The organism is Paraburkholderia nemoris, from assembly GCF_905221015.1.
Lineage (GTDB): Bacteria > Pseudomonadota > Gammaproteobacteria > Burkholderiales > Burkholderiaceae > Paraburkholderia > Paraburkholderia nemoris.
Genome location: NZ_CAJNBO010000005.1, coordinates 48,099 through 68,174, shown reverse-complemented (window position 1 = coordinate 68,174; position 20,076 = coordinate 48,099). Strand labels below are relative to the sequence as shown.

General features: G+C 62.4%; 17 protein-coding genes and 3 tRNA genes. 12 read left to right on the top strand and 8 right to left on the bottom strand.

What is annotated here, in order from left to right; all coding sequences use genetic code 11:
• Window positions 1-32: 32 nt before the first annotated feature.
• Window positions 33-1,061: a beta-N-acetylhexosaminidase gene (gene nagZ, locus KHO33_RS09090; protein ID WP_054036231.1), complete on the top strand. Its 1,029-nt coding sequence runs from the start codon at window positions 33-35 to the stop codon at window positions 1,059-1,061.
• 139 nt (window positions 1,062-1,200) lie between these two features.
• Here the strand turns inward: nagZ and KHO33_RS09085 are convergent, their stop codons facing one another.
• From KHO33_RS09085 to earP, 4 genes are all read right to left on the bottom strand, one after another.
• Window positions 1,201-2,583, bottom strand: coding sequence for a sigma-54-dependent transcriptional regulator (locus tag KHO33_RS09085; RefSeq protein ID WP_200564615.1), 1,383 nt, complete (start codon window positions 2,581-2,583; stop codon window positions 1,201-1,203).
• Window positions 2,584-2,890: 307 nt separating this feature from the next.
• Window positions 2,891-3,097, bottom strand: a complete 207-nt coding sequence (locus KHO33_RS09080) for a CsbD family protein (protein ID WP_200564614.1) — start codon at window positions 3,095-3,097, stop codon at window positions 2,891-2,893.
• Between the two features lie 284 nt (window positions 3,098-3,381).
• The gene (efp, locus tag KHO33_RS09075) at window positions 3,382-3,939 is read right to left on the bottom strand and encodes an elongation factor P (RefSeq protein ID WP_054036233.1); all 558 of its coding nucleotides are present in this window, start codon (window positions 3,937-3,939) and stop codon (window positions 3,382-3,384) included.
• 305 nt (window positions 3,940-4,244) lie between these two features.
• Window positions 4,245-5,447, bottom strand: a complete 1,203-nt coding sequence (earP, locus tag KHO33_RS09070; RefSeq protein ID WP_200564613.1) for an elongation factor P maturation arginine rhamnosyltransferase EarP — start codon at window positions 5,445-5,447, stop codon at window positions 4,245-4,247.
• 257 nt (window positions 5,448-5,704) lie between these two features.
• Between earP and uvrC the strand changes: the two genes are divergently transcribed.
• The 8 genes from uvrC (at window position 5,705) to KHO33_RS09030 (ending at window position 11,427) form a co-directional block, all read left to right on the top strand.
• Window positions 5,705-7,906, top strand: coding sequence for an excinuclease ABC subunit UvrC (gene uvrC / locus KHO33_RS09065; RefSeq protein WP_200564612.1), 2,202 nt, complete (start codon window positions 5,705-5,707; stop codon window positions 7,904-7,906).
• A gap of 198 nt (window positions 7,907-8,104) precedes the next feature.
• The gene (gene pgsA, locus KHO33_RS09060) at window positions 8,105-8,698 is read left to right on the top strand and encodes a CDP-diacylglycerol--glycerol-3-phosphate 3-phosphatidyltransferase (protein WP_054036235.1); all 594 of its coding nucleotides are present in this window, start codon (window positions 8,105-8,107) and stop codon (window positions 8,696-8,698) included.
• A 215-nt stretch (window positions 8,699-8,913) separates the two neighbouring features.
• Window positions 8,914-8,989: transfer RNA gene (locus tag KHO33_RS09055), tRNA-Gly, on the top strand.
• 62 nt (window positions 8,990-9,051) lie between these two features.
• Window positions 9,052-9,127: transfer RNA gene (locus KHO33_RS09050), tRNA-Gly, on the top strand.
• Window positions 9,128-9,231: 104 nt separating this feature from the next.
• Window positions 9,232-9,305, top strand: a tRNA-Cys gene (locus KHO33_RS09045).
• A 182-nt stretch (window positions 9,306-9,487) separates the two neighbouring features.
• Window positions 9,488-9,892 carry a hypothetical protein gene (locus KHO33_RS09040; RefSeq protein ID WP_200564611.1) on the top strand — a complete coding sequence of 135 codons (405 nt, stop codon included), beginning with the start codon at window positions 9,488-9,490 and terminating at the stop codon, window positions 9,890-9,892.
• Window positions 9,893-9,939: 47 nt separating this feature from the next.
• A complete protein-coding gene (locus KHO33_RS09035) occupies window positions 9,940-10,698 on the top strand; it encodes a TraB/GumN family protein (protein ID WP_200564610.1) in 759 nt (252 codons plus the stop codon).
• Between the two features lie 234 nt (window positions 10,699-10,932).
• Window positions 10,933-11,427 carry a GNAT family N-acetyltransferase gene (locus KHO33_RS09030; protein WP_200564609.1) on the top strand — a complete coding sequence of 165 codons (495 nt, stop codon included), beginning with the start codon at window positions 10,933-10,935 and terminating at the stop codon, window positions 11,425-11,427.
• Window positions 11,428-11,508: 81 nt separating this feature from the next.
• On the opposite strand, the gene KHO33_RS09025 is transcribed toward KHO33_RS09030, so the two are convergent.
• From KHO33_RS09025 to KHO33_RS09015, 3 genes are read right to left on the bottom strand one after another with little or no spacing between them, the layout of a single operon-like run.
• Window positions 11,509-12,393, bottom strand: coding sequence for a cytochrome c oxidase assembly protein (locus KHO33_RS09025; protein WP_200564608.1), 885 nt, complete (start codon window positions 12,391-12,393; stop codon window positions 11,509-11,511).
• A gap of 9 nt (window positions 12,394-12,402) precedes the next feature.
• Complete coding sequence (locus KHO33_RS09020) at window positions 12,403-12,864, bottom strand: copper chaperone PCu(A)C (protein WP_054036246.1); 462 nt, start codon at window positions 12,862-12,864, stop codon at window positions 12,403-12,405.
• Between the two features lie 18 nt (window positions 12,865-12,882).
• Window positions 12,883-13,452 carry an SCO family protein gene (locus KHO33_RS09015; protein ID WP_200573902.1) on the bottom strand — a complete coding sequence of 190 codons (570 nt, stop codon included), beginning with the start codon at window positions 13,450-13,452 and terminating at the stop codon, window positions 12,883-12,885.
• A 474-nt stretch (window positions 13,453-13,926) separates the two neighbouring features.
• Here KHO33_RS09015 and otsB point away from each other — a divergent pair, with 474 nt between their 5' ends.
• Both otsB and otsA read left to right on the top strand, forming a co-directional pair.
• Window positions 13,927-14,676 (top strand): trehalose-phosphatase, encoded by a 750-nt coding sequence (otsB, locus tag KHO33_RS09010; RefSeq protein ID WP_054036247.1) that lies wholly within the window; start codon window positions 13,927-13,929, stop codon window positions 14,674-14,676.
• Window positions 14,677-14,743: 67 nt separating this feature from the next.
• Window positions 14,744-16,204 (top strand): alpha,alpha-trehalose-phosphate synthase (UDP-forming), encoded by a 1,461-nt coding sequence (gene otsA / locus KHO33_RS09005; protein WP_200564606.1) that lies wholly within the window; start codon window positions 14,744-14,746, stop codon window positions 16,202-16,204.
• Window positions 16,205-16,318: 114 nt separating this feature from the next.
• Here the strand turns inward: otsA and KHO33_RS09000 are convergent, their stop codons facing one another.
• Complete coding sequence (locus KHO33_RS09000; protein WP_200564605.1) at window positions 16,319-18,154, bottom strand: ABC transporter ATP-binding protein; 1,836 nt, start codon at window positions 18,152-18,154, stop codon at window positions 16,319-16,321.
• A gap of 692 nt (window positions 18,155-18,846) precedes the next feature.
• On the opposite strand from KHO33_RS09000, the gene KHO33_RS08995 reads away from it, so the two are divergent.
• On the top strand, window positions 18,847-19,911 hold the full coding sequence (locus KHO33_RS08995) for a glycosyltransferase family 4 protein (protein WP_200564604.1): 1,065 nt from the start codon (window positions 18,847-18,849) through the stop codon (window positions 19,909-19,911).
• The last annotated feature ends 165 nt before the right edge of the window (window positions 19,912-20,076 follow it).

Here is a 20,076-nt window from a genome sequence, read left to right as displayed (position 1 = left end):
TCTTTGCTTCAAGCTTTTTCTAGCGGAATTCGATGAAACTCACTCCCGGACCGGTAATGCTCGACGTGGTCGGCACAACGCTGAACCACGACGACAAACGCCGCCTTGCCCATCCGATGACCGGCGGCGTGATCCTGTTCACACGCCATTACGAGAGCCGCGCGCAATTGATCGCGCTGACCGATTCGATCCGCGCGATTCGAGACGATCTGCTGATTGCCGTCGACCACGAAGGCGGCCGGGTGCAGCGCTTTCGCACCGACGGCTTCACGGTGCTGCCGGCCATGGGCAAGCTTGGCACGCTGTGGGACAGCGACGTGCTGCACGCCACGAAGGTGACGACCGCGGTGGGCTACATTCTCGCGTCTGAGTTGCGCGCATGCGGCATCGATATGAGTTTTACGCCGGTGCTCGATCTGAATTACGGGCAGTCGCAAGTGATCGGCGATCGCGCGTTCCATCGCGATCCGCGCGTCGTGACCTTGCTGGCGAAGAGCCTCAGTCACGGCCTTGCGTTGGCCGGTATGAGCAATTGCGGCAAACATTTTCCAGGACACGGCTTCGCGCACGCGGACTCCCACGTCGCGATGCCGGTCGACGATCGCTCGCTCGACGAGATCCTGCGCGAGGACGCGGCGCCGTATGACTGGCTCGACGTGTCGCTCGGGGCCGTGCTGCCTGCCCATGTGGTTTATCCGCAGGTCGACTCGAAGCCGGCGGGTTTTTCGCGTGTCTGGCTGCAGGACATCCTGCGCAAGAAATTGCGCTTCGAAGGCGCGGTCTTCAGCGACGATCTTTCGATGGAAGCCGCGCGCCAGGGCGGCACGCTGACGGAAGGCGCGACCGCCGCGCTGCAGGCCGGCTGCGACATGGTGCTGATCTGCAATCAGCCGGACGAAGCGGAAAAGGTGCTGGACGCGCTGCGCTTCACGCCGTCGAAGGAGTCGCAGCAGCGGCTCAAACGCATGCGGCCGCGCGGCAAGGCGCTCAAGTGGAGCAAGCTGGTCGCCGAGCCGCAGTATTTGCAAGCGCAAACTTTGTTGCGCAGTGCGTTTGCTTGAGCAATCGACAGCAGCCGCTTGCAACTGATAGAGAACAGATCTACAACTCAAGCGTTTGCATCGAACAAAAAAACGGCGCCTCTTTCAGGCGCCGTTTTTCCATTCAAGCGAGGCCTGCCGCAAAGCCGGCCTCACCCCGTCAGTTCAAGCGCATCCGCTGCAGCTTGTTGTAGAGCGTCTTCGGACTGATCCCCAGCAGCGACGCCGCGCGATGGCGCGTGCCGCCAACCGCATCGAGTGTTGCGCGAATCAGCATTTCCTCGACGTCCGCGAGAGGCGTGCCGACGGTGACCTGCACGCGGCTGCCGTTCAGATCGCGCCCGTTCACCGAGCCCGCCTCATCGGCGCGCAACGATTCCAGGACGTCGCCCGACGCGTGATACGCCCGGCGCACGCGATCCTGCAATTCGCGCACATTGCCCGGCCACTCGTACGAGAGGCACTCGCGCAGGAAGTTGGGTCCGACCTGCTTGGCCGTTTCCGAGGTGCCGCGCGTGATCGCTTCGTGATTCAACTCGTCAACGACGGCTTGCGCGATCAGCGTAGGATCGTCGCCGCGCTCGCGCAACGGCGGCAGTGATATCGCGGCCGCTTCGAGACGCAGTGCGAGGTCTTCGTGCAGGCTGCCGTCGGCGACCGCCGCGCGCGGGTTTTTGCGCGTTGAGGCGATCAGCCGGAAGTCGGTCGTCACCTGATTCGTGCCGCCGACCCGCATGAAGGTCTGCGAATCGAGTGCGCGCAGCAGCGCTTCCTGCTGGGCGCGCGGCAGTTCGGCGACTTCGTCGATGAACAGCGTGCCGCCACTGGCCTGCTCGAACAGGCCCGGCTCGCGCTGTTCGGCGCCGCTGAACGCGCCGCGCTCGTGGCCGAACAGCAGGCTATCGAGCGAGCGATGCGCCGCGACGCTGGCCGCCGTCCGGCAGTCAAATGTGATGAACGGTCCTTTGCGGCGCCGGCTCATGTCGTGCAGCGTGCGCGCGGCAATCTGCTTGCCCGTGCCGGCTTCACCGGAAATCAGCACAGCGGCTTCGGTCGGCGCGATATGTTCGATCGTGTCGTAGACATGCTGGATCGCACCGCTGCGGCCGAGCAGCGAGCCGAAGCGACCGAGCCGGCGCAGCGACGCGCGCAACGTCTGGACTTCTTCGGTCAGTTCGTACGGGCGCGGAATCCGGGCGAGCAGGCTGCGCAGACGCGGAATATTGACCGGTTTGAGCAGATAGTCCCAGATGCCGTGCCGCAGACCCTCGATCGCGCTCTCGACCGTCGCGTTACCGGTCATCACGATCACGGGCAGGGCGCCGCCGGGCGGATGCGCGGGCAGATGCTGCAACACGTCGAGCCCGCTGCCGTCCGGCAGATTCAGGTCGACCAGCACGACATCGGGAATGAAGCGCGTCAATGCCGCCCGGGCCTCGGCGATGGTGGTCGCGGTGTCGACGGAGAATCCGTCGGCAGCGAGGATGGCGGACAGGCCTGACAGGCTATTGGGATCGTCTTCAACAATCAGGGCGTGTGGCATGGCGAGCGCTATTTTTGGATGGACGGAGTACCCGATACGCCGCGCCAGTACTCTGGCGCGCGGCACGGGCGCGATGGCTGGCCGGTACTGCTGGTCGAATACCCGACCGCATGGGCAGCGTCTGCCGGGGCGGCGGAATAGCCGCAGCCCGATTGGCATGGGCGCGGCGCAAGCCGCGGAACACGGCCTGCAAGCGGATCTGGGGCGATTTGACTCACGTAGTTCTGGTCCTTTGCTTTTCAGTGGATGCCCGCCCTGACGCGATGTGACGCGTGGAGGGGCACCTGTATTTTCTTCATTCGACCGGTCAGAAATCCCGATTGCTGTCGAAGAACCGCCGTACTTCAAGCTCCGCCTGCTGGCGGGTCCTACCGTAGCGTTCCTGGATCAGCCCGGAAAGTTTGTCGACCCGGCCTTCTGCCTTGGCCAGTTCATCGTCCGTCAATTCACCCCATGCTGTCTTGGCCCTGCCGAGCATTTGCTTCCACTTGCCTTCAGCGATGTCGTGGTTCATGTCGCATCTCCGGAGTTGAGGGAATCAAGCCTTACTGGCCTGAATTGGAGAGAAGCATGGACTGTGCCACAGCCAATTACTTAAGCTTATCAATGGTTTGTTCGACGCAAGACAGGACGGGAAGCACAACGGACAGGCATTTTTGAGAAAGGGCCGGTAAAGATTTCCACAACCATACACGGCGGCGCAAAAAAGAAAAAGCGCCCAAAGCGGGCGCTTTTTGTTGCCATTTATTTTTCGCCGCGCCGGACTTGGCTCCGCCGCGGGATTCAGGCTGCAGGCGCTTAGGCGCGGCTGCGGTACTCGTGCGTACGCGTGTCGATTTCGATCTTGTCGCCGATGTTGCAGAAGAGCGGCACTTGCAGTTCGAAACCGGTGGTCAGCTTGGCGTTCTTCAACACCTTGCCCGACGACGTATCGCCCTTGACTGCCGGTTCCGTGTAGATGATTTCACGGACCAGCGTGGTCGGCAGTTCGACCGAGATGGCTTTCTCGTTGTAGAACACGACTTCGCAAGCCATGCCGTCTTCGAGGTAATGGAGGGCGTCGCCCATCATTTCGCCTTCGACTTCGAACTGGTTGTAGTCGGCGTCCATGAACACGTACATCGGGTCAGCGAAGTATGAGTACGTGACTTCCTTGCGTTCCAGCACGACGACGTCGAACTTGTCGTCAGCCTTGTACACGCTTTCCATGCCTGCGCCGGTCAGCAGGTTCTTGAACTTCATCTTCACGACGGCGGAGTTACGGCCCGACTTGTTGTATTCGGCCTTTTGCACGACCATCGCGTCGCTGCCGATCATTACGACGTTACCGGTGCGGAGTTCCTGTGCGGTCTTCATAAAACTGTCCTGTACGAAATTAGTAGCTTCAACTTTTGCTCAACGGCATACGGCGCAAGCGGATTGGCCTGCCGGGTTTGCCTTGCGAATTGGTCTGGCCCGTGGGGCTAGCCCCTGAGTTTGGTCCCTAAGTCTGGACCCTAAGTCTGGCCCCGTTATCCGGGCGAATTTGCCAGACGAATTTGCAAGACGAGTCTGCCAGAGGAATTGGTCAAACGAGTTTGGCAAACCTGAATTTGCCGCACCTTGCTAAACCATTCGCCACGATCGGGCCGCGCTTGCGTCGTCGGCCGTTGGATAACCGCTTATTTTAACTGAGTTTTTGCGAACAAGGCCAGATTTCCGGCGAGGTCGCCTACCCGGGCGAGTTCGCCGGCCCATTCGGCCGCGCGCTGCTTCAGCGCCGCGTGGTGGCGTTGGAATTCCGCCCAGTCCGGCCGCCCCGCGCCGTTCCATGCGTGCCAGAAGCGCGCGAGGGCGTCCCGCGCGTCGGCGGGCAGCGTGCGGGCGTAGTGGGCGAGCGCGGCATCGAGCTTCGGCAGATGGGCGTCGTCGGACTGGGGGTAGATGTGCCAGACAAATGGTTTGTCGGCCCATTGGGCGCGCACGAACGAATCTTCGCCGCGCACGAAATTGACGTCGCTGGCCCACAGCAGCGTGTCGTAACCCGGTTGTTCGGTGAAAGCGAGCGCGTGAACGCTGAGGCTGCCGCGCTCGGCATGCGAACCGGCTGGGAACGCCGGCAACCCGAAAAAGCGCGCGACCGCGCCCGAAATCCGGCCTTCCGGCACCAGCAGTACGACCGGTTCAACGCTGTCGCGCCATTGTTCAAGCAGGCTGTCGATGGCGGGGTTTTCGTAGGCGAACAGCGAGACGACCGTGGCCGTGGGCGATGGTGGCGCGCGGCCGGTGGTCTTGAGCCACCACGCTTCGCGCTCCGGTTGCGAGGCCTCGAAGGCCGCGCGTGCGGCGTCTAGATGCCGCTCCTTGAGTACGCCGCCGGTGCCTGGACCGAGTCCAGGGAAAAAGAAGGTCTTGGTCAGCGGGTAGCGTGGATGCGGCGACGGCCGCAGATGGAAATCCGCGACCCAGTCTTCGGCGCTCAGGTATTCGAGGTTGAACCAGACCGGCGCTCGCTCGCGCCGCGCCATTGCGGCGACATAGATCGGCGGCAACTCGCAGCCGAATGCCTCGATCACGACGTCAGCCACTTCGAGCGTATCGCCCGCGTGGGCCGGCTCGTGCCAGTGCTCGACGATGATGCCGCCGACTGCCTGGCGCGCGCGATCCAGCGCCAGCGACGGGCACAGTTTCTGAAACGCATGCAGATCGTCGACGAACACACGCACCTGCCAGCCGTGCTCGCTTGCCAACTGGCGCGCGAGACGCCAGCACACGCCGATGTCGCCGAAATTGTCGATCACCGTGCAGAAAATGTCGCAGGCAATCTCTGTGGGGGCAGCTGCGCGTTGTTCGGAGACGGGACTAACGGAGGAAGCGGAGGACATGGTGGCGTGGTCGCAGAGTGGAACAGGTGGCGCGGTCGGGTTCTGCAGGGTCTTGCCAGCGGGTGGTGCAAGCGGCTTCAGCCGCCGGCTTCTACCGGAGCATCACACCATTCGATGCAGCAGGGTTCGAACGCACGCGGAATGCTCTAAACTGGCGATTCTAAAGCACTCGCACACGGTTCCGCGCCTTAGTGACCACTTGGCGCGCAGCGCGTGAGCAGAGGCTTCGCGACACTGTCCCAGCCAACCGATTCTGCATGACCGAACCCGAAGCAACCGACGTTTTCGAGCCGAAAAAAGTGCTCGCCCAATTGCCGCATCTGCCCGGCGTTTATCGCTATTACGATACGCAGGGCACGGTGCTTTACGTGGGCAAGGCGCGCGATCTCAAGAAGCGCGTGTCGAGCTACTTCACGAAGACGCAACTGTCGCCGCGCATCGCGATGATGGTGACGCGCATTGCGCGCATCGAGACGACCGTTACGCGCTCCGAGGCCGAAGCGCTGCTGCTCGAAAACAACCTGATCAAGGCGCTCGCGCCGCGTTACAACATCCTGTTTCGCGACGACAAGTCGTATCCCTATCTCAAACTGACCGGTCACAAGTTTCCGCGCATGGCGTATTACCGCGGCTCGGTGGATCGCAAGAACCAGTACTTCGGGCCGTTCCCGAGTGCGTGGGCGGTGCGCGAAAGCATCCAGATCCTGCAGCGCGTCTTCCAGTTGCGCACGTGCGAGGATTCAGTGTTCAACAACCGCACGCGGCCGTGTCTGCTGCATCAGATCGGCCGCTGCACGGCGCCGTGCGTCGCGGCGATTAGCGAAGAAGATTACGCGCGCGATGTCGCCAATGCTTCGCGCTTTCTGCTTGGCCGGCAGGGCGAGGTGATGAAGGAGCTCGAGCAGAAAATGCACGCGTTCGCCAGCGAGCTGAAGTTCGAGCAGGCCGCGGCGGTGCGCAATCAGATGAGTTCGCTGTCGACAGTGCTGCATCAGCAGGCGATCGAAGTCGGCGGCGATAGCGATGTGGACATTCTCGCGGTGGTCGCGCTCGGCGGGCGCGTGTGCGTGAATCTCGCGATGGTGCGCGGCGGACGGCATCTGGGCGACAAGGCGTATTTTCCGTCGCACGTGGAAAGCGCGTTGACGGTCGGCGAGGGCGGCCTTGAACAAGGCGGCGACGACGAGCTGCTGGTCGATGTCGCGAGCGATGCGGACCTGGTGTCTGACGAGGTTGCAAACAGCGTGAACGCATCGTCCGATGCAACTGACGCGCTCGCAATCGCTGGGGAGATGCCGTCCGAAGAGGATGATGACGAGGCAGATGCTGCTGCCGAGGCCGAAGACGACGCGGATGACGCGGATGACGCGGTCGAGCCTTCGGCGCCACGCAAAGGTCGTGCAACCGTCGGCGGTATCGAATCTGAAGTGCTGGAGGCGTTCATTGCGCAGCACTACATCGGCAATCGCGTCCCGCCCGTGCTCGTGGTCAGCCATGCGCCGTCCACGCGCGAACTGGTCGACGTGCTGATCGAACAGGCCGGCCACAAGGTGACGGTGCTGCGCCAGCCGCAAGGCCAGCGGCGCGCATGGCTCGCGATGGCCGAGCAGAACGCGCGGCTCGCGCTCGCACGCCTGCTCTCGGAACAAGGCTCGCAGCAGGCTCGCACGCGCGCGCTCACCGACACGCTCGGCATGGAGTGTGACGACCTCGCGCATCTGCGTATCGAATGCTTCGACATCAGCCACACGATGGGCGAGGCGACGCAGGCGTCGTGCGTGGTGTACCACCATCACAAGATGCAGTCGTCCGAATACCGTCGCTACAACATCACCGGCATTACGCCCGGCGATGACTACGCGGCAATGCGTCAGGTGCTGACGCGCCGCTACGAGAAGATGGTCGCGCAGGCTGCTGCGAACGCCGCGGACGAAGCCGCCGAATTGCAAAGCGACGCGGCCGCGGACCCGTCGCTTGCAGCGGATGCCGCGGAACCGGCTGCGGCCGGCGGCATCCTGCCGACCATCGTGTTGATCGACGGTGGCAAGGGTCAGGTTGAAATCGCGCGCCAGGTGTTCACCGAACTGGGTCTCGATACAGGCATGCTGGTCGGTGTCGCGAAGGGCGAGGGACGCAAGGTCGGCCTCGAAACCTTGATTTTCGCGGACGGCCGCGCGGCGCTCGAGCTCGGCAAGGAAAGCGCGGCACTGATGCTGGTCGCGCAAATTCGTGACGAGGCGCACCGCTTTGCGATTACGGGCATGCGCGCGAAGCGCGGCAAGACTCGCCAGACTTCACGGCTCGAAGAACTCGAAGGAGTGGGCGCGAAGCGGCGTCAGCGGCTGTTGGCGCGCTTCGGCGGGCTGCGTGGGGTGGTTGCGGCCAGCGTCGAGGATCTGGCGAGCGTCGAAGGAATTTCGCAGGCGCTTGCTGAGCAGATCTATCGGCAATTGCACTGATCTGTAGTACGCCACGCTGCCCCAGGCGGGCAACGTGCGGCCAATGGGTGGCGCAGAAGCGCTCAGCAAGCGGCTGATAAGTGCCCGACAAACGGTGCTCCGGCGCGGCGCCTGCCGGGCCCCGCGTGCCGCTTTGCTTGTGGCAGGCCCTGTGACACGGCACAATTGCATCTCCCTTGTCAGACGCTGCGCCTGCCCATGCCGTTTAATTTCCCGATTTTCCTGACTTGGCTGCGGATCGTCCTGATTCCGCTCGTCGTCGGCGTGTTCTATTTGCCCGACATGATGATGAGCCCGGCGCACCGCAATCTGGCCGCCGCGACGATTTTCATTCTGGCGGCGCTCACCGACTGGTTCGACGGCTTTCTGGCCCGCAAATGGAATCAGACTTCGGCGTTCGGCGCGTTTCTCGATCCGGTCGCCGACAAGCTGATGGTGACGGCTGCGCTGCTGGTGCTCGTGCAACTGGCACGGATCGATTCGGCGATCGCGCTGGTGATCGTCGGACGCGAGATCGCCATCTCGGCGCTGCGTGAGTGGATGGCGCAGATCGGCGCATCGAAGAGTGTCGCGGTGAACTCGCTCGGCAAGTTCAAGACGGTGTGCCAGATGGTCGCGATTCCGATGCTGCTGTTCTACGGGCCGTTGCCGTTCGGTGGCGGGGTGTCTGTCGATACGCGCGTGTGGGGCCTGTGGCTGATCTATCTGGCTGCGTTCCTGACGATCTGGTCGATGCTCTATTACATGAAACTAGCGTGGCCGCAGATTCGTGAGCGCAGTGGCGTCGCCTGATTGGAAAACGTTCGGGGTGCGATGCCCGAGTGGCTGAAGCGTGTCCGAACGTCGGGCAAGCGTGAGTGAAATCTTTTCAGTTAAAGACATTCGCAAAAGGGGTTGACACGTTTCAGTCGTTTCTCCATAATCTCGTTTCTCCGATGCACGCAGTTTGAAGCGCGGTAGCAGTAAGAGAGTAGTTGCAGTAACAAGGCAGAAGTTAGCAGCACATTGCGGGAGTAGCTCAGTTGGTAGAGCGCAACCTTGCCAAGGTTGAGGTCGCGAGTTCGAGCCTCGTCTCCCGCTCCAAATTTTGAAGCAACGCGTTGTTTGGCGAAGTAAAAGTGCAAGGCGTTGTGAAGTAGGGCAATGCGGGAGTAGCTCAGTTGGTAGAGCGCAACCTTGCCAAGGTTGAGGTCGCGAGTTCGAGCCTCGTCTCCCGCTCCATACATAAGGGGAAGCAACGCTTCCCTTTTTGTTTGGTGGGTCAGTCCTTACGGTCGCCCGCCAGACAAATCTGAGAATCTGCAGCTAGATTCCAGTCCGCTTGCGGCGCGATAGCAAAGCGGTTATGCAGCGGCCTGCAAAGCCGTTTAGGCCGGTTCGACTCCGGCTCGCGCCTCCAGTAGTTGATGTAAGGAAAAGCCCCGACTTGTCGGGGCTTTTCTTTTATCCGGCGTCGTGCACCTCATACTTCGTGTCTCTCATTTTAGCCTCGGTACTCAGGTCGCCGCTTACGATACGCCGCTGCGTCCATCTGCGCGCAACGCTATAGTTCGCAGACTCCAACGCTCTCGCATCGACATCATGCGCATCCACGATATCGAACGCCGCTCCTTCCATTTGCGCCTGATCTACGCGCTATGCCTTTGCGGCGCCACCTGGACGCATCTGCAAGTGGCTTTGGTCCACGGGCTCTGGTGGGACTACGGCGGTGCGGCGCCGCTGACACAAATCTACTGGACGTCACTGCTCTTCATCGATCCGCTAACGGTTCTGCTATTGCTGCTGAGTCCGAGAGCAGGGCTGATCCTCTGTGTCGCTGTCATCGTGACAGACGTGGTGCACAATTCATGGTTCGCGCTGCATCATCCGATCCGCACGGACCTGTACGTTTCGCAGATTGCTTTCCTGCTGTTCGTCGCGTTCACGGTGCGGACCGCGTGGCGAGGGGCCGCGAGCCGGGCTGCCGCGCTGCGCGCCGCTGATTGAATTGCCCGATTGCCGCTTTGCGCAATTGCCCGTCTTCACGAGGCTGCATGTACCTACAACTCACCGGCACCAACGTCCGTTTGCTCGGCTCGATGCATCTGTTTCCTGCGACGAGCCGCAGAACGCCGCCATGGATTGCCGAAGCGTATGACTGGGCCGAATCGCTGGTCTTCGAATCCGATCCGCCGACGATCCTGCCGTTTCTCAAGGCTCCCCCGCAGGGCGGTGCCGATCAGTTGCAGCCTTTGCTATCCGCCGATGCCTGGAATCAGCTCCAGGCTGTGTGGCCCGTCGAGGGTCCGCTGGCGCCGCTCGTCGCGCTACGTCCGTGGGCCGCGCTGATCGTCGCGCCGACGCTGTTCCAGCAGGTCGTCGAAGGTGTCGAGCCGCGGATGCTGCGCTCGGCGCTCACGCAAGCCAAACCGTACCAGTATCTCGAGACCGCGCAGGAAGTGGCGGCGTCGCTCGAATCGATTTCGCTTGAAGCAGTCGGCACCGCGCTCGGCATGCTGATGTCCGATCTCGACGAGCCGCAGCGCACGCTCGAGCGGATGCACACCGCGTGGTTGCATGGCGATTTGCAGGCTGTACACCAGATTGCCGTCGAGTCGCCGATGTTCAACTTGCCCGGCATCCGCCACGCCATTCTCGATGCGCGCAATCACGCGTGGGCGGCGCGCGTGACGGCGCTGCTCGGACGGCCGGAGCGGACCTTGGTGGTGGTGGGCGCGCTGCATCTGTGCGGACCCGGTAACCTGATCGACTGTCTCGCACAGCCCGTCGAGCCGGTTTTTGCAAGCGCGTAGCGGGGTTGCGGCTGGCGGTCGTACCGATGCAATTGACCACGAAGCGTCCTGAATGCGTGGCGTAACGGCGGTGCGGTCGGGCGCATGACGGCTGAACGCGGCATGCGTGCGTGTGGGTCGTCGGTTACCGCCGAACTCGCCAAGATCGGCGCGGCATAGCCTAAGATCGCCACGCGCGGCATAATTTCGCATTGCCGCCATCTCTCCAGGCGTACCTCTTTTTGAAGCCTTTCCATGACTGAACCGCAGCAAACCGCCGCCACGCGACTGGCGCAACTCGAATGGCGCTGGAAAGCGTTCGAAGACCTCACGGCCGCGGAAGTCTATGCGATGCTGGCCGCGCGCAGCGCGGTGTTCGTCATCGAGCAAAACTGCTTGTATGGCGATATCGACGGGCTCGATTCAGATGCCTGGCACCTGTTTGCCTTTGGCCCCGGTGAAAAGAAGCCACCGCTAGCGGGCTATTTGCGCGTGCTGTTGCCGGACGCCGACGACACCGATATCCGCATCGGCCGCGTGCTGACCACGGCGGAATTCCGCGGCATCGGCGTCGGCAATGCGATGCTCGAACGCTCGCTCACGCACATCCGGGCGCAGTGGCCTGGTACGCCGATCCGTTTGCATGCGCAGGCGCATCTGCAAGGCTTCTACGGGGCGTTTGGCTTTACGCCGGTGTCGGAGATTCACGAAGAGGACGGCATCCCGCATGTGTGGATGCGTTCGGCTTAAAAAACCGGGGCGCAACTGGACTCGGCGCTCGCGTGCCGACCGGCTTCAACCGCGCCGACTTCAATCGATTCGAGAGAATGCTTATCGCTGGCTGCTCGCAGGCGCTGACGCCGGTTGCGTCAAGCCTGGCGTCGCCTTAACGCGCCGCTCGCCGCGCAGCCGTCCGCGAGCCGACAATCGCATCCAGTGACGCAACGCCAACAACGCGCCAATCACGCTCATCATCGAGCCTGGAATCCATAGCAACAGCCCGCCGATTTGCTGATCGCGCATCGGGCTGAGCCACGTGAAGGCGCGACCGCAAATCGAGTAGATCGGATACAGCTCGCGCGGCGTAAAGAAGATAAAGGCGCCGAGCATGATCTGCGGCGGAATCGCAGCGATCACCACCAGGACGCGCTTGCCGGGCGACAAACGCGCGGGCGGCGCCGGACGTGGATCGAGCACGAGCCACCAGAACAGCAGCCCGTCGATCACCATGCTCCAGTTCATCACGCGATAAAGCCGCCAGTCGAGCATCGCCACGAAATGAATTGGCGACATCAGCCAGAAGTAGATCAGCCCGACGAACAACGTGACGGCGACTACCGGATGCATCACCACGTCGAGCAGCTTGCGTACTACGGCAGTCTCCAGCGCCGGCCGCACGAAGCGTTGCCGCCAGGTGAATGGAATGCCCGCGCGCAACGCGGCGCCCGGATACGAGAGGGCGATAAAGAACGGCCCGAGGTGATGCAGCACCAGATGCTGCGCGCGATGCATGAAGAACTCATGCTCGAAGAAATAATCGAGCCGCGTATGCAGCGCGACATACAACGCGACCAACCCAAACCAGAAGGAAATGCGCCGTCGAATCGACACTTTCGCCTTGTGCGCACCACGCACGAAAAGAATCGCCGGCACCAGCAAGGCGATGACGACGGTCGGCGAAAACTCCCAGGGGTCGAGCCAGTAGAGCAGGTTCATCGCGGGGCGTTACTTGGTCTGGGCGGGCGACTTGACGGCGAACGGTGTATCGAGCGTTTCGCCGTCGGAAAACTTCAGCGTCAGATGCACGGTGTCGCCCGGCGCGACCTTGTGCTTCGCGTCTTCGAGCATCACGTGATAGCCGCCTGGCGCAATTGCCACCTGGCCGTGCGCGGGCACCGTCAGCTTGTCGACCATCACCATCTTTTGCGTCGAGCCGTTCGATACGGTTTGATGCAGCATCGCGTCGCCGTAGTCGTTGCTGGAAATATCGACGAGGTCAACCGGCTTGTCGCTCGCGTTCACTAACGTCACGTAGCCGGCAGCGGGGAGATTGTTCGGCAGCCAGCGCACCCACGCGTCCTTGACGCTGATCGCGTTCGCGCCGGCGGCATGTGCAGCCGATGCGAAACCGAATGAGAGGGCGAGGGTGCAACTCAGTGCGGCGAACGTTTTGATCTTGATCGACATGGGTGAACTCGGGAAAGGTCAGGAACGGTCATCAACGATGCGGCGCAGGTCCTGTGCGATCGCATCGGGCGTATCGTGATCGGTGGCGAGCAGGCGCGCGTGGCCTTGCGGGTCGAACACATAGACGGCCGAGCTATGAGTGACTTCGTAGTTGCCGTTGGGGTCGCGCTTTTCCATCTGATAGGCGACCCGGTAGCGCTTGGCGAGCGACTCGATCTGCCAGTCGGTGCCGGTCAGGCCCTCGGCGTGCTGCGAGTCGAAAGCGCCGACGTAATCATGCAGCGCTTTGGGCGTGTCGCGCGCCGGATCGACGGTGATGAACAGGATGCGCACTTTTTGCGCGTCCGGGCCGAGTTTGCCGAGCACCTGCATCAGGCGGCCCATCGTTTCTGGGCAGACGTCCGGACAATGCGTATAACCAAAGTAGACGAGCGACGTGCGGCCTTTGAACGAATCGCCCGTTACGGAGCGGCCATCATCGCCGGTTAGCGTGAAGTCGAGATCCGGCAGGTGGCCGGTCACGTTGGTTAACTGGAACGGTTCGGTGGGATGCGTGCAGCCGGTTAGCGCTGCGAGTGCGCCCACCATGGCGGTCAACGCGACCAGGCGCCCGAGCCACGGCCGGCGTGGCGTTAAGCGGTTCGACTGTTGGTGGCGGGACGAGAGGATGGGGAACAAAGCAGGGTTCAATGACTCGATTGAAGAGCGGCGCGTGACGCTGCCCGTGAACGGACTCGGTTGATTCGTGCCAGGCGCGCGGCCCGTCATGGTGTGCGAATAGGGTCGTCGCTGCAATGGTCTGCGTGGCAGCGACTGTATCGCAAAATCTTCGATGACGTCGCGCAGCGCCTGCGGGCGGGCGGTTTGCGAGGCAATTTGACGCAGGCGGCTGAAAGCTCGCTGAAGCCCGATTGTTCTCTTTTTGAACGCAATCGTGAGCGGCGTCGGCTGCGCTGCCCAGCCAGGCTTGTGTCCCGGCTTACTTTCTCGAAAAATTGACGGATGCGCGGTAAGATGCGCACACTTTTCCGGCCGCAGAAGGCTGAAAGGCAAAATTAACCGATGCAAGCACTTCCGGCTGTTCTGTCTCCTGGTGAGACGGCATTTTTCTTCGACTTCGACGGCACGCTCGTCGAACTCGCGCCCACGCCGGACGGCGTGCTGGTGCAACCGCGCGTGATCGTGCTGCTGACCGAGTTGCGCAGTCTCACGAACGGCGCGGTCGCGATCGTGTCGGGCCGCGGCATCGACAGCATCGACGGATTTCTCGGCATGCCCGATCTGCCGATCGCGGGTCTCCATGGCGCCGAGCGGCGCGACGCGAACGGCGACACACAGCGCATCGGTTTTCACGACGAGCGCCTGTTGCGTATGGAGCAGGTGCTCGCGCAGGTCGTCAACGAACATCCCGGCATGCTGCTCGAGATCAAAGGGGCGGCGCTCGCGCTGCACTACCGCAACGCGCCCGACCGCGAGCCGGTGGCGCGCGAGGCGACCGAGCGGCTGGTGGCCGATTATCCCGGCTCGTATGTGTTGCAGCCGGGCAAGATGGTCTACGAAATCAAGCCGAAGGACGTCGACAAGGGCCGCGCGATGCGCGCGTTCCTGGAAGAGCCGCCATTCGTGGGCCGTACGCCGGTGTTTGCCGGCGACGATCTGACCGACGAGAAAGGCTTTGCCGTCGTCAACGAGCGCGGTGGCCTGTCGATCAAGGTAGGCGCGGGCGACACGATGGCGCATACGCGCATCGAGTCGGTCACGGCGCTGCTCGACTGGCTGGAATCGATTGTCGCGGCCGCGCGCGGAGCGTGATCTTGACACCGCCCGTGGCGCCTCATCCCCTAACGACCATGACTTACTGCATCGGGAATCGCGCTTCATGAGCCGACTGATCATCGTATCGAACCGGGTTGCGCCGATCTCGGAGGGCGGCCCGGCGGCGGGCGGCCTGGCAGTCGGCGTGTACGACGCGCTGAAGGAAACCGGCGGTATGTGGTTCGGCTGGAGTGGCGACGTGCTGAGCTCCGGCCAGCCGCAGATCAAGGTGGAAGAGCGCGGACCGGTGACCTTCGCGACCATCGCGCTGATGCGCCGCGACTACGACCAGTACTACCGCGGTTTCTCGAACGCCACGCTGTGGCCCGCGTTCCACTATCGCGCTGATCTGCTGCAATACGACCGGCACGATTTCGAAGGCTATTGCCGCGTCAACGCGTGGCTCGCCCAGCAACTGGTCCCGCTATTGCGCGAGGACGACGTGATCTGGGTCCACGACTATCACCTGATTCCGTTCGCCCAGGCGTTGCGCGCGGCCGGCGTGAAAAATCGCATCGGCTTCTTTCTGCATATTCCGTTTCCGGCGTCGCAGGTACTGCTGGCGGTGCCGCCGCATCGCGAGCTGGTCGAAGCGCTGTGCTCATTCGATCTGCTCGGCTTCCAGACCGCGCCGGATTTGCGGGCGTTCTGCGACTACATCGTCAATGAGGCGCACAGCACCGTCGACGTGTCCACCAGCGGACCGCTGAGCGTCCATGCGTTCGGCCGCACCTTGCGCGCGGCGGCTTATCCGATCGGCGTCTATCCGGACGAAATCGCCGAGCTCGCGAAGGCGGGCGAGCGCGGCAAGCCGGTTCGCACGATGAAGACGGCGCTGCATTCGCGCAAGCTGATCATGAGCGTGGACCGCCTCGATTATTCGAAGGGGCTAGTCGAACGTTTCCGAGCGTTCGAGCGCTTGCTCGAACATTTCACGGCGCAACGCAACCAGGTGTCGTTCCTGCAAATCGCACCGCCGACGCGTGCCGACATGCACGCGTATCAGGACATCCGCCTGCAACTCGAAGGGGAGTCGGGCCGCATCAACGGCCGCTTTGCCGAACTGGACTGGACGCCAATCCTTTACATTCATAAGCAGTACGAGCGCTCGGTGCTGGCCGCGCTGTTTCGCACCGCGCATGTCGGGTACGTCACGCCGTTGCGCGACGGCATGAATCTCGTCGCCAAGGAGTATGTTTCGGCGCAGGATCCGGACAATCCGGGCGTGCTCGTGCTGTCACGCTTTGCCGGCGCTGCGCAGGAACTGGATGGCGCGCTGATCGTGAATCCGGTCGATATCGACGGTATGGCCGAGGCGCTGGCGAAAGCGCTGGAGATGCCGCTTGTGGAGCGTCAGGCACGTCATCGCGACATGATGGTGCAACTGCGCGAGAACAACGTGTCGGTGTGGCGCGATAATTTCATGCGCGATCTTCAGAGCGTCGATGGTGCGAAGCGCACCAGAACCGTGAAGGTGCGTGCCGGATCGGGCAAGAAGACGGCGCGCGAAACCACGGTCGGATAGGTGGGTTTCAGGCCTGATTAGAACTGCCTCTGGAAAACATAAAAGCCGCTCGAGAGCGGCTTTTATGTTTGTTGCTGCGTGGTGTTGCTGAAGCAGCAAAAGGCGGTGCGTTGGTTAGACCACGTGCTGCTCATCTACCTTCTTACCGCCGACATGCAGCGTGGTGCCCTTGCCGTACTGCTTCGAGAGCAGATCGCGATACAGGCCCGGCCGCTGGCGCAACTCTTCCGGACTGCCGTCGTCGATAACCTTGCCCTGGCTCATCACGATGATCCGGTCGAAGTTATTCAGCGTCGACAGCCGGTGTGCGATCGCGATCACCGTGCGGCCCACCATCAAACGGTCGAGCGCCTTCTGGATCGCTTCTTCCGATGCGCTGTCGAGCGCCGAGGTGGCCTCGTCGAGCAGCAGGATCGGTGCGTTCTTGAGGATCGCGCGCGCAATCGCGATGCGCTGGCGCTGTCCGCCGGAGAGCTTCACCCCGCGGTCGCCGACGATCGTGTCGAAGCCTTCCGGCATGGCTTCGATGAAATCGCTGCAACGGGCTTCGCGCGCGGCTGCGACCACTTCTTCCCGAGTCGCCTCAGGGCGGCCGTAGGCGATGTTTTCGTACACCGTGCGATGGAACAGGGAAATATCCTGCGGCACCAGTGCGATTGCGTGGCGCAGGCTGTCCTGGGTGATCGCGGCGATGTCCTGGCCGTCGATCTTGATGGCGCCGCCCTGCGTCTCGTAGAAGCGTTGCAGCAGCGCCAGCACGGTGGATTTGCCCGCGCCCGACTTGCCGATCAGGCCGACACGCTGGCCCGGCTCGATGTGCAGATCGAAGTGATCGAGAATCGGCCGGCGGCGCGGGTAGGCGAACGTCACGCCCTCGAAATCGACCCGGCCGCCTTGCGGCACGAGCTCGGTGGCGCCATCACGGTCCGGCATGCCGTGCGGCTCGAGCAGGGTGCGAACGGCTTCCGCGAGCCGCGCGACGTGTTGCGTGACGTCGACCAGCGCCACGGCCAGATCACGCGTGCCATGCAGAATCGTGAAGCCGAGCGAGCTGACCAGCACGATGTCGCCGGAGGTCGCCTTGCCTTGATCCCACAGCCATAGCGCCCAGCCGAGCAAGCCTGCCGAGAGCAGCGCGGTGATTACCGCATGCAGCAGGCGCAGCTTTTCCAGATACAGCAGGCTCTGCTGGCGCGCCTCCATTTCCGCTTTGACGGTCGCGCCGAAACGCTGCTGCTCGCGAAACGTCATGCCGAAGGCGCGCACGAGGCCCATGTTGCTGATCACGTCGACCAACTCACCGTCCACCGACGCCGCTTTCGTGGCGAAATGGTGATGCCGCGCGGAGCCACGCCCGGCAAGTTTGTAGAGTACGACCGACAGAATGGCCGAGCACAGCATCAGGCCGCCCGCCATCAGCGGATTGACGGCGGTGATCATGACGATCGCGCCGAGCACGGCGATACACGGCGGCAGCACGTTCCAGGCGGTGGTGTTCTCGGCGGTGTAGACCGCGTTCGAGGTTGCCGTGATGCGGCTCGCCAGCATGCCCGGCTGTTTCTCCGAGTAGTAAGTCGGCGAGTGGCCGCTCAGATACTGGAAGAGGTCGCGCCGCAGGTCGCCGGTCACGGCCACGAAGGTATGCGCGGCCACCCATCCGCCGACCCGCCACAGCAGGTTGTCGGCGGCAATCAGGCCAACCAGGATGGCGAACGCGCCCCACAGCGGACCGGGATGATGCCGGCCTTCGCCGAGCACATCGATCAGATGCTTGATCGCGTATTGCGAAGCGAGCGCACAGCCCACGGCCGCGAACACGCTGCACAGGACGATCGCGTGCGCGAGCGGATGGCGGCGAATAAAGCGGAAAAGAAACGCAAGCGGCCGGTGCGCATAGCTCGCAAGCTTTGCGTTCTGGGCATTACGCTGGGCGATGGTTAAGTGTTCCAATTGATCGTGAGGTCGGTGTGGTTCAGGTTGTGCATGCAAGGCATGGGCCACAGCAAAAGCGCTCGCCGCGAAGCCGATGCTTCGCATTGTAAACATGCAAAAGCGATTGCGCCCTGTGTATCCGGGCGATGGCGCGACTGATTTCGCGATAGACGACCGCGACCTACTGTTGCTCGACCCGCCGATGGGGCGGTGGTTCACGCAGGCTGCGGAATATTTCGGGATATAATTACAAATTGCATTCAACTGCGATGCGGCATTTCTTCAGCGCCTGCCGGCAAAGTTGACACAGGACCTTACAGCTGCCGTCTTCGGGTCAGCGTTGCAAGCCAGTTGCTACTGTAGAACTGTCTTATAAAACAAGGGTTTGTAAAGTGTTTCGCCTTTGTAACAACGTAAAGACTTTGAAATGTTGTGGTGCAGCGAGATCCCCGGCATTGATAATGCATGCTCTGCTAGCCCACCGAAATATCTGACAGTTTGTCAACGTAGGTGTCATGTGTGCGTTTACCGGCACATGCGCAGACAGCAAACTGCTGATCTGGGCTCACTACCCAAGCGATCCATCGCAGGATTTCTCGAAAGAATCAGGCCCGCGCCGGCATATCCGGCCAGACTGCCCTGGCGAGCAAGCGAGTCGCTTTTACCAAACGCAATACTTTTGCCTGATTTTTTACGAGGAGTTCTTCATTATGCGAATCGCTCAAATCGCTCCCTTGCACGAGGCGGTTCCTCCCAAGCTTTATGGCGGGACGGAACGCGTGGTGTCCTACCTGACCGAAGCGCTGGTTGAACAGGGCCATGACGTCACGCTTTTCGCAAGCGGCGATTCGCAAACCTCCGCGAAGCTCGAAGCGTTCTGGCCGCAGGCGCTGCGCCTCGACCCGACCATCCGCGACGTGATGGCACCGCACATGCTGCTGCTCGAAGAAGTGCGCCGCCGCGCGGACGAATTCGACGTGCTGCATTTCCACATCGACTACTACCCGTTCTCGCTGTTCGCCCGCCAGCCGGTGCCGTTCCTGACCACGCTGCACGGCCGTCTCGACCTGCCGGAACTGCAGCCGATCTTCAACACGTTCAGCGACGTGCCGGTGGTGTCGATTTCGGACAACCAGCGCATCCCGCTGCAACAGGCAAACTGGCTGCAAACCGTCTATCACGGTCTGCCGGAAAACGTGCTCACGCCGATCAAGGACGTCGAGCCGGGTTACCTCGCATTCCTTGGCCGCGTCTCGCCGGAGAAGGGTCTCGACCGTGCGATCCGCATCGCTGGCCAGGCAGGCATGAAGCTCAAGGTCGCCGCCAAGATCGACAAGGCCGATCGTGCCTATTACGAAGAAGTGATCAAGCCGCTGATGGCGCTCCCGCACGTCGAATACATTGGCGAAATCGGCGAAGCCGAAAAGCGTGAGTTCCTCGGCAACGCGCATGCACTGGTGTTCCCGATCGACTGGCCGGAGCCCTTCGGTCTGGTGATGATCGAAGCCATGGCTTGCGGTACGCCGGTGATCGCGTTCAACCGTGGTTCGGTGCCGGAAGTGATCGAAAACGGCGTGTCGGGTTTCGTCGTCGAAGACGAAATCAGCGCGGTCGCCGCAGTGAAGCGTCTGCACACGCTGCCGCGCGGCAAGGTGCGTGCCGCATTCGAATCGCGCTTCTCGTCGAAAGTGATGGCGCAGAACTACGTCGCCGCCTACGAAGAGTTGCTGCGTCAGAAGCATCGCACGGTGCTGCGCGAAGTTAACGCCAGCTGAGCGCCGTCTAAGTAAAAGCAGCCAGACCGGCTGGCCGGGCGCGCACTTTCGGCGCCCAGTGATCGATGGCCCGGCTGCCCCAGCAACGCCCCGCGTGCATCTCGCCTGCGGGGCGTTGTTGCATGCGCGCCGCGATTTTGCGCGTATGCGGCAGAAAGTACGGTT

What these genes read in the sequence shown, in the direction of transcription:
- nagZ (WP_054036231.1), top strand. Translation starts at nt 33, where the DNA reads ATGAAACTCACTCCCGGACCGGTAATGCTCGACGTGGTCGGCACAACG.
- KHO33_RS09085 (WP_200564615.1), bottom strand. Translation starts at nt 2,583, where the DNA reads ATGCCACACGCCCTGATTGTTGAAGACGATCCCAATAGCCTGTCAGGC.
- KHO33_RS09080 (WP_200564614.1), bottom strand. Translation starts at nt 3,097, where the DNA reads ATGAACCACGACATCGCTGAAGGCAAGTGGAAGCAAATGCTCGGCAGG.
- efp (WP_054036233.1), bottom strand. Translation starts at nt 3,939, where the DNA reads ATGAAGACCGCACAGGAACTCCGCACCGGTAACGTCGTAATGATCGGC.
- earP (WP_200564613.1), bottom strand. Translation starts at nt 5,447, where the DNA reads ATGTCCTCCGCTTCCTCCGTTAGTCCCGTCTCCGAACAACGCGCAGCT.
- uvrC (WP_200564612.1), top strand. Translation starts at nt 5,705, where the DNA reads ATGACCGAACCCGAAGCAACCGACGTTTTCGAGCCGAAAAAAGTGCTC.
- pgsA (WP_054036235.1), top strand. Translation starts at nt 8,105, where the DNA reads ATGCCGTTTAATTTCCCGATTTTCCTGACTTGGCTGCGGATCGTCCTG.
- KHO33_RS09040 (WP_200564611.1), top strand. Translation starts at nt 9,488, where the DNA reads ATGCGCATCCACGATATCGAACGCCGCTCCTTCCATTTGCGCCTGATC.
- KHO33_RS09035 (WP_200564610.1), top strand. Translation starts at nt 9,940, where the DNA reads ATGTACCTACAACTCACCGGCACCAACGTCCGTTTGCTCGGCTCGATG.
- KHO33_RS09030 (WP_200564609.1), top strand. Translation starts at nt 10,933, where the DNA reads ATGACTGAACCGCAGCAAACCGCCGCCACGCGACTGGCGCAACTCGAA.
- KHO33_RS09025 (WP_200564608.1), bottom strand. Translation starts at nt 12,393, where the DNA reads ATGAACCTGCTCTACTGGCTCGACCCCTGGGAGTTTTCGCCGACCGTC.
- KHO33_RS09020 (WP_054036246.1), bottom strand. Translation starts at nt 12,864, where the DNA reads ATGTCGATCAAGATCAAAACGTTCGCCGCACTGAGTTGCACCCTCGCC.
- KHO33_RS09015 (WP_200573902.1), bottom strand. Translation starts at nt 13,452, where the DNA reads ATGGTGGGCGCACTCGCAGCGCTAACCGGCTGCACGCATCCCACCGAA.
- otsB (WP_054036247.1), top strand. Translation starts at nt 13,927, where the DNA reads ATGCAAGCACTTCCGGCTGTTCTGTCTCCTGGTGAGACGGCATTTTTC.
- otsA (WP_200564606.1), top strand. Translation starts at nt 14,744, where the DNA reads ATGAGCCGACTGATCATCGTATCGAACCGGGTTGCGCCGATCTCGGAG.
- KHO33_RS08995 (WP_200564604.1), top strand. Translation starts at nt 18,847, where the DNA reads ATGCGAATCGCTCAAATCGCTCCCTTGCACGAGGCGGTTCCTCCCAAG.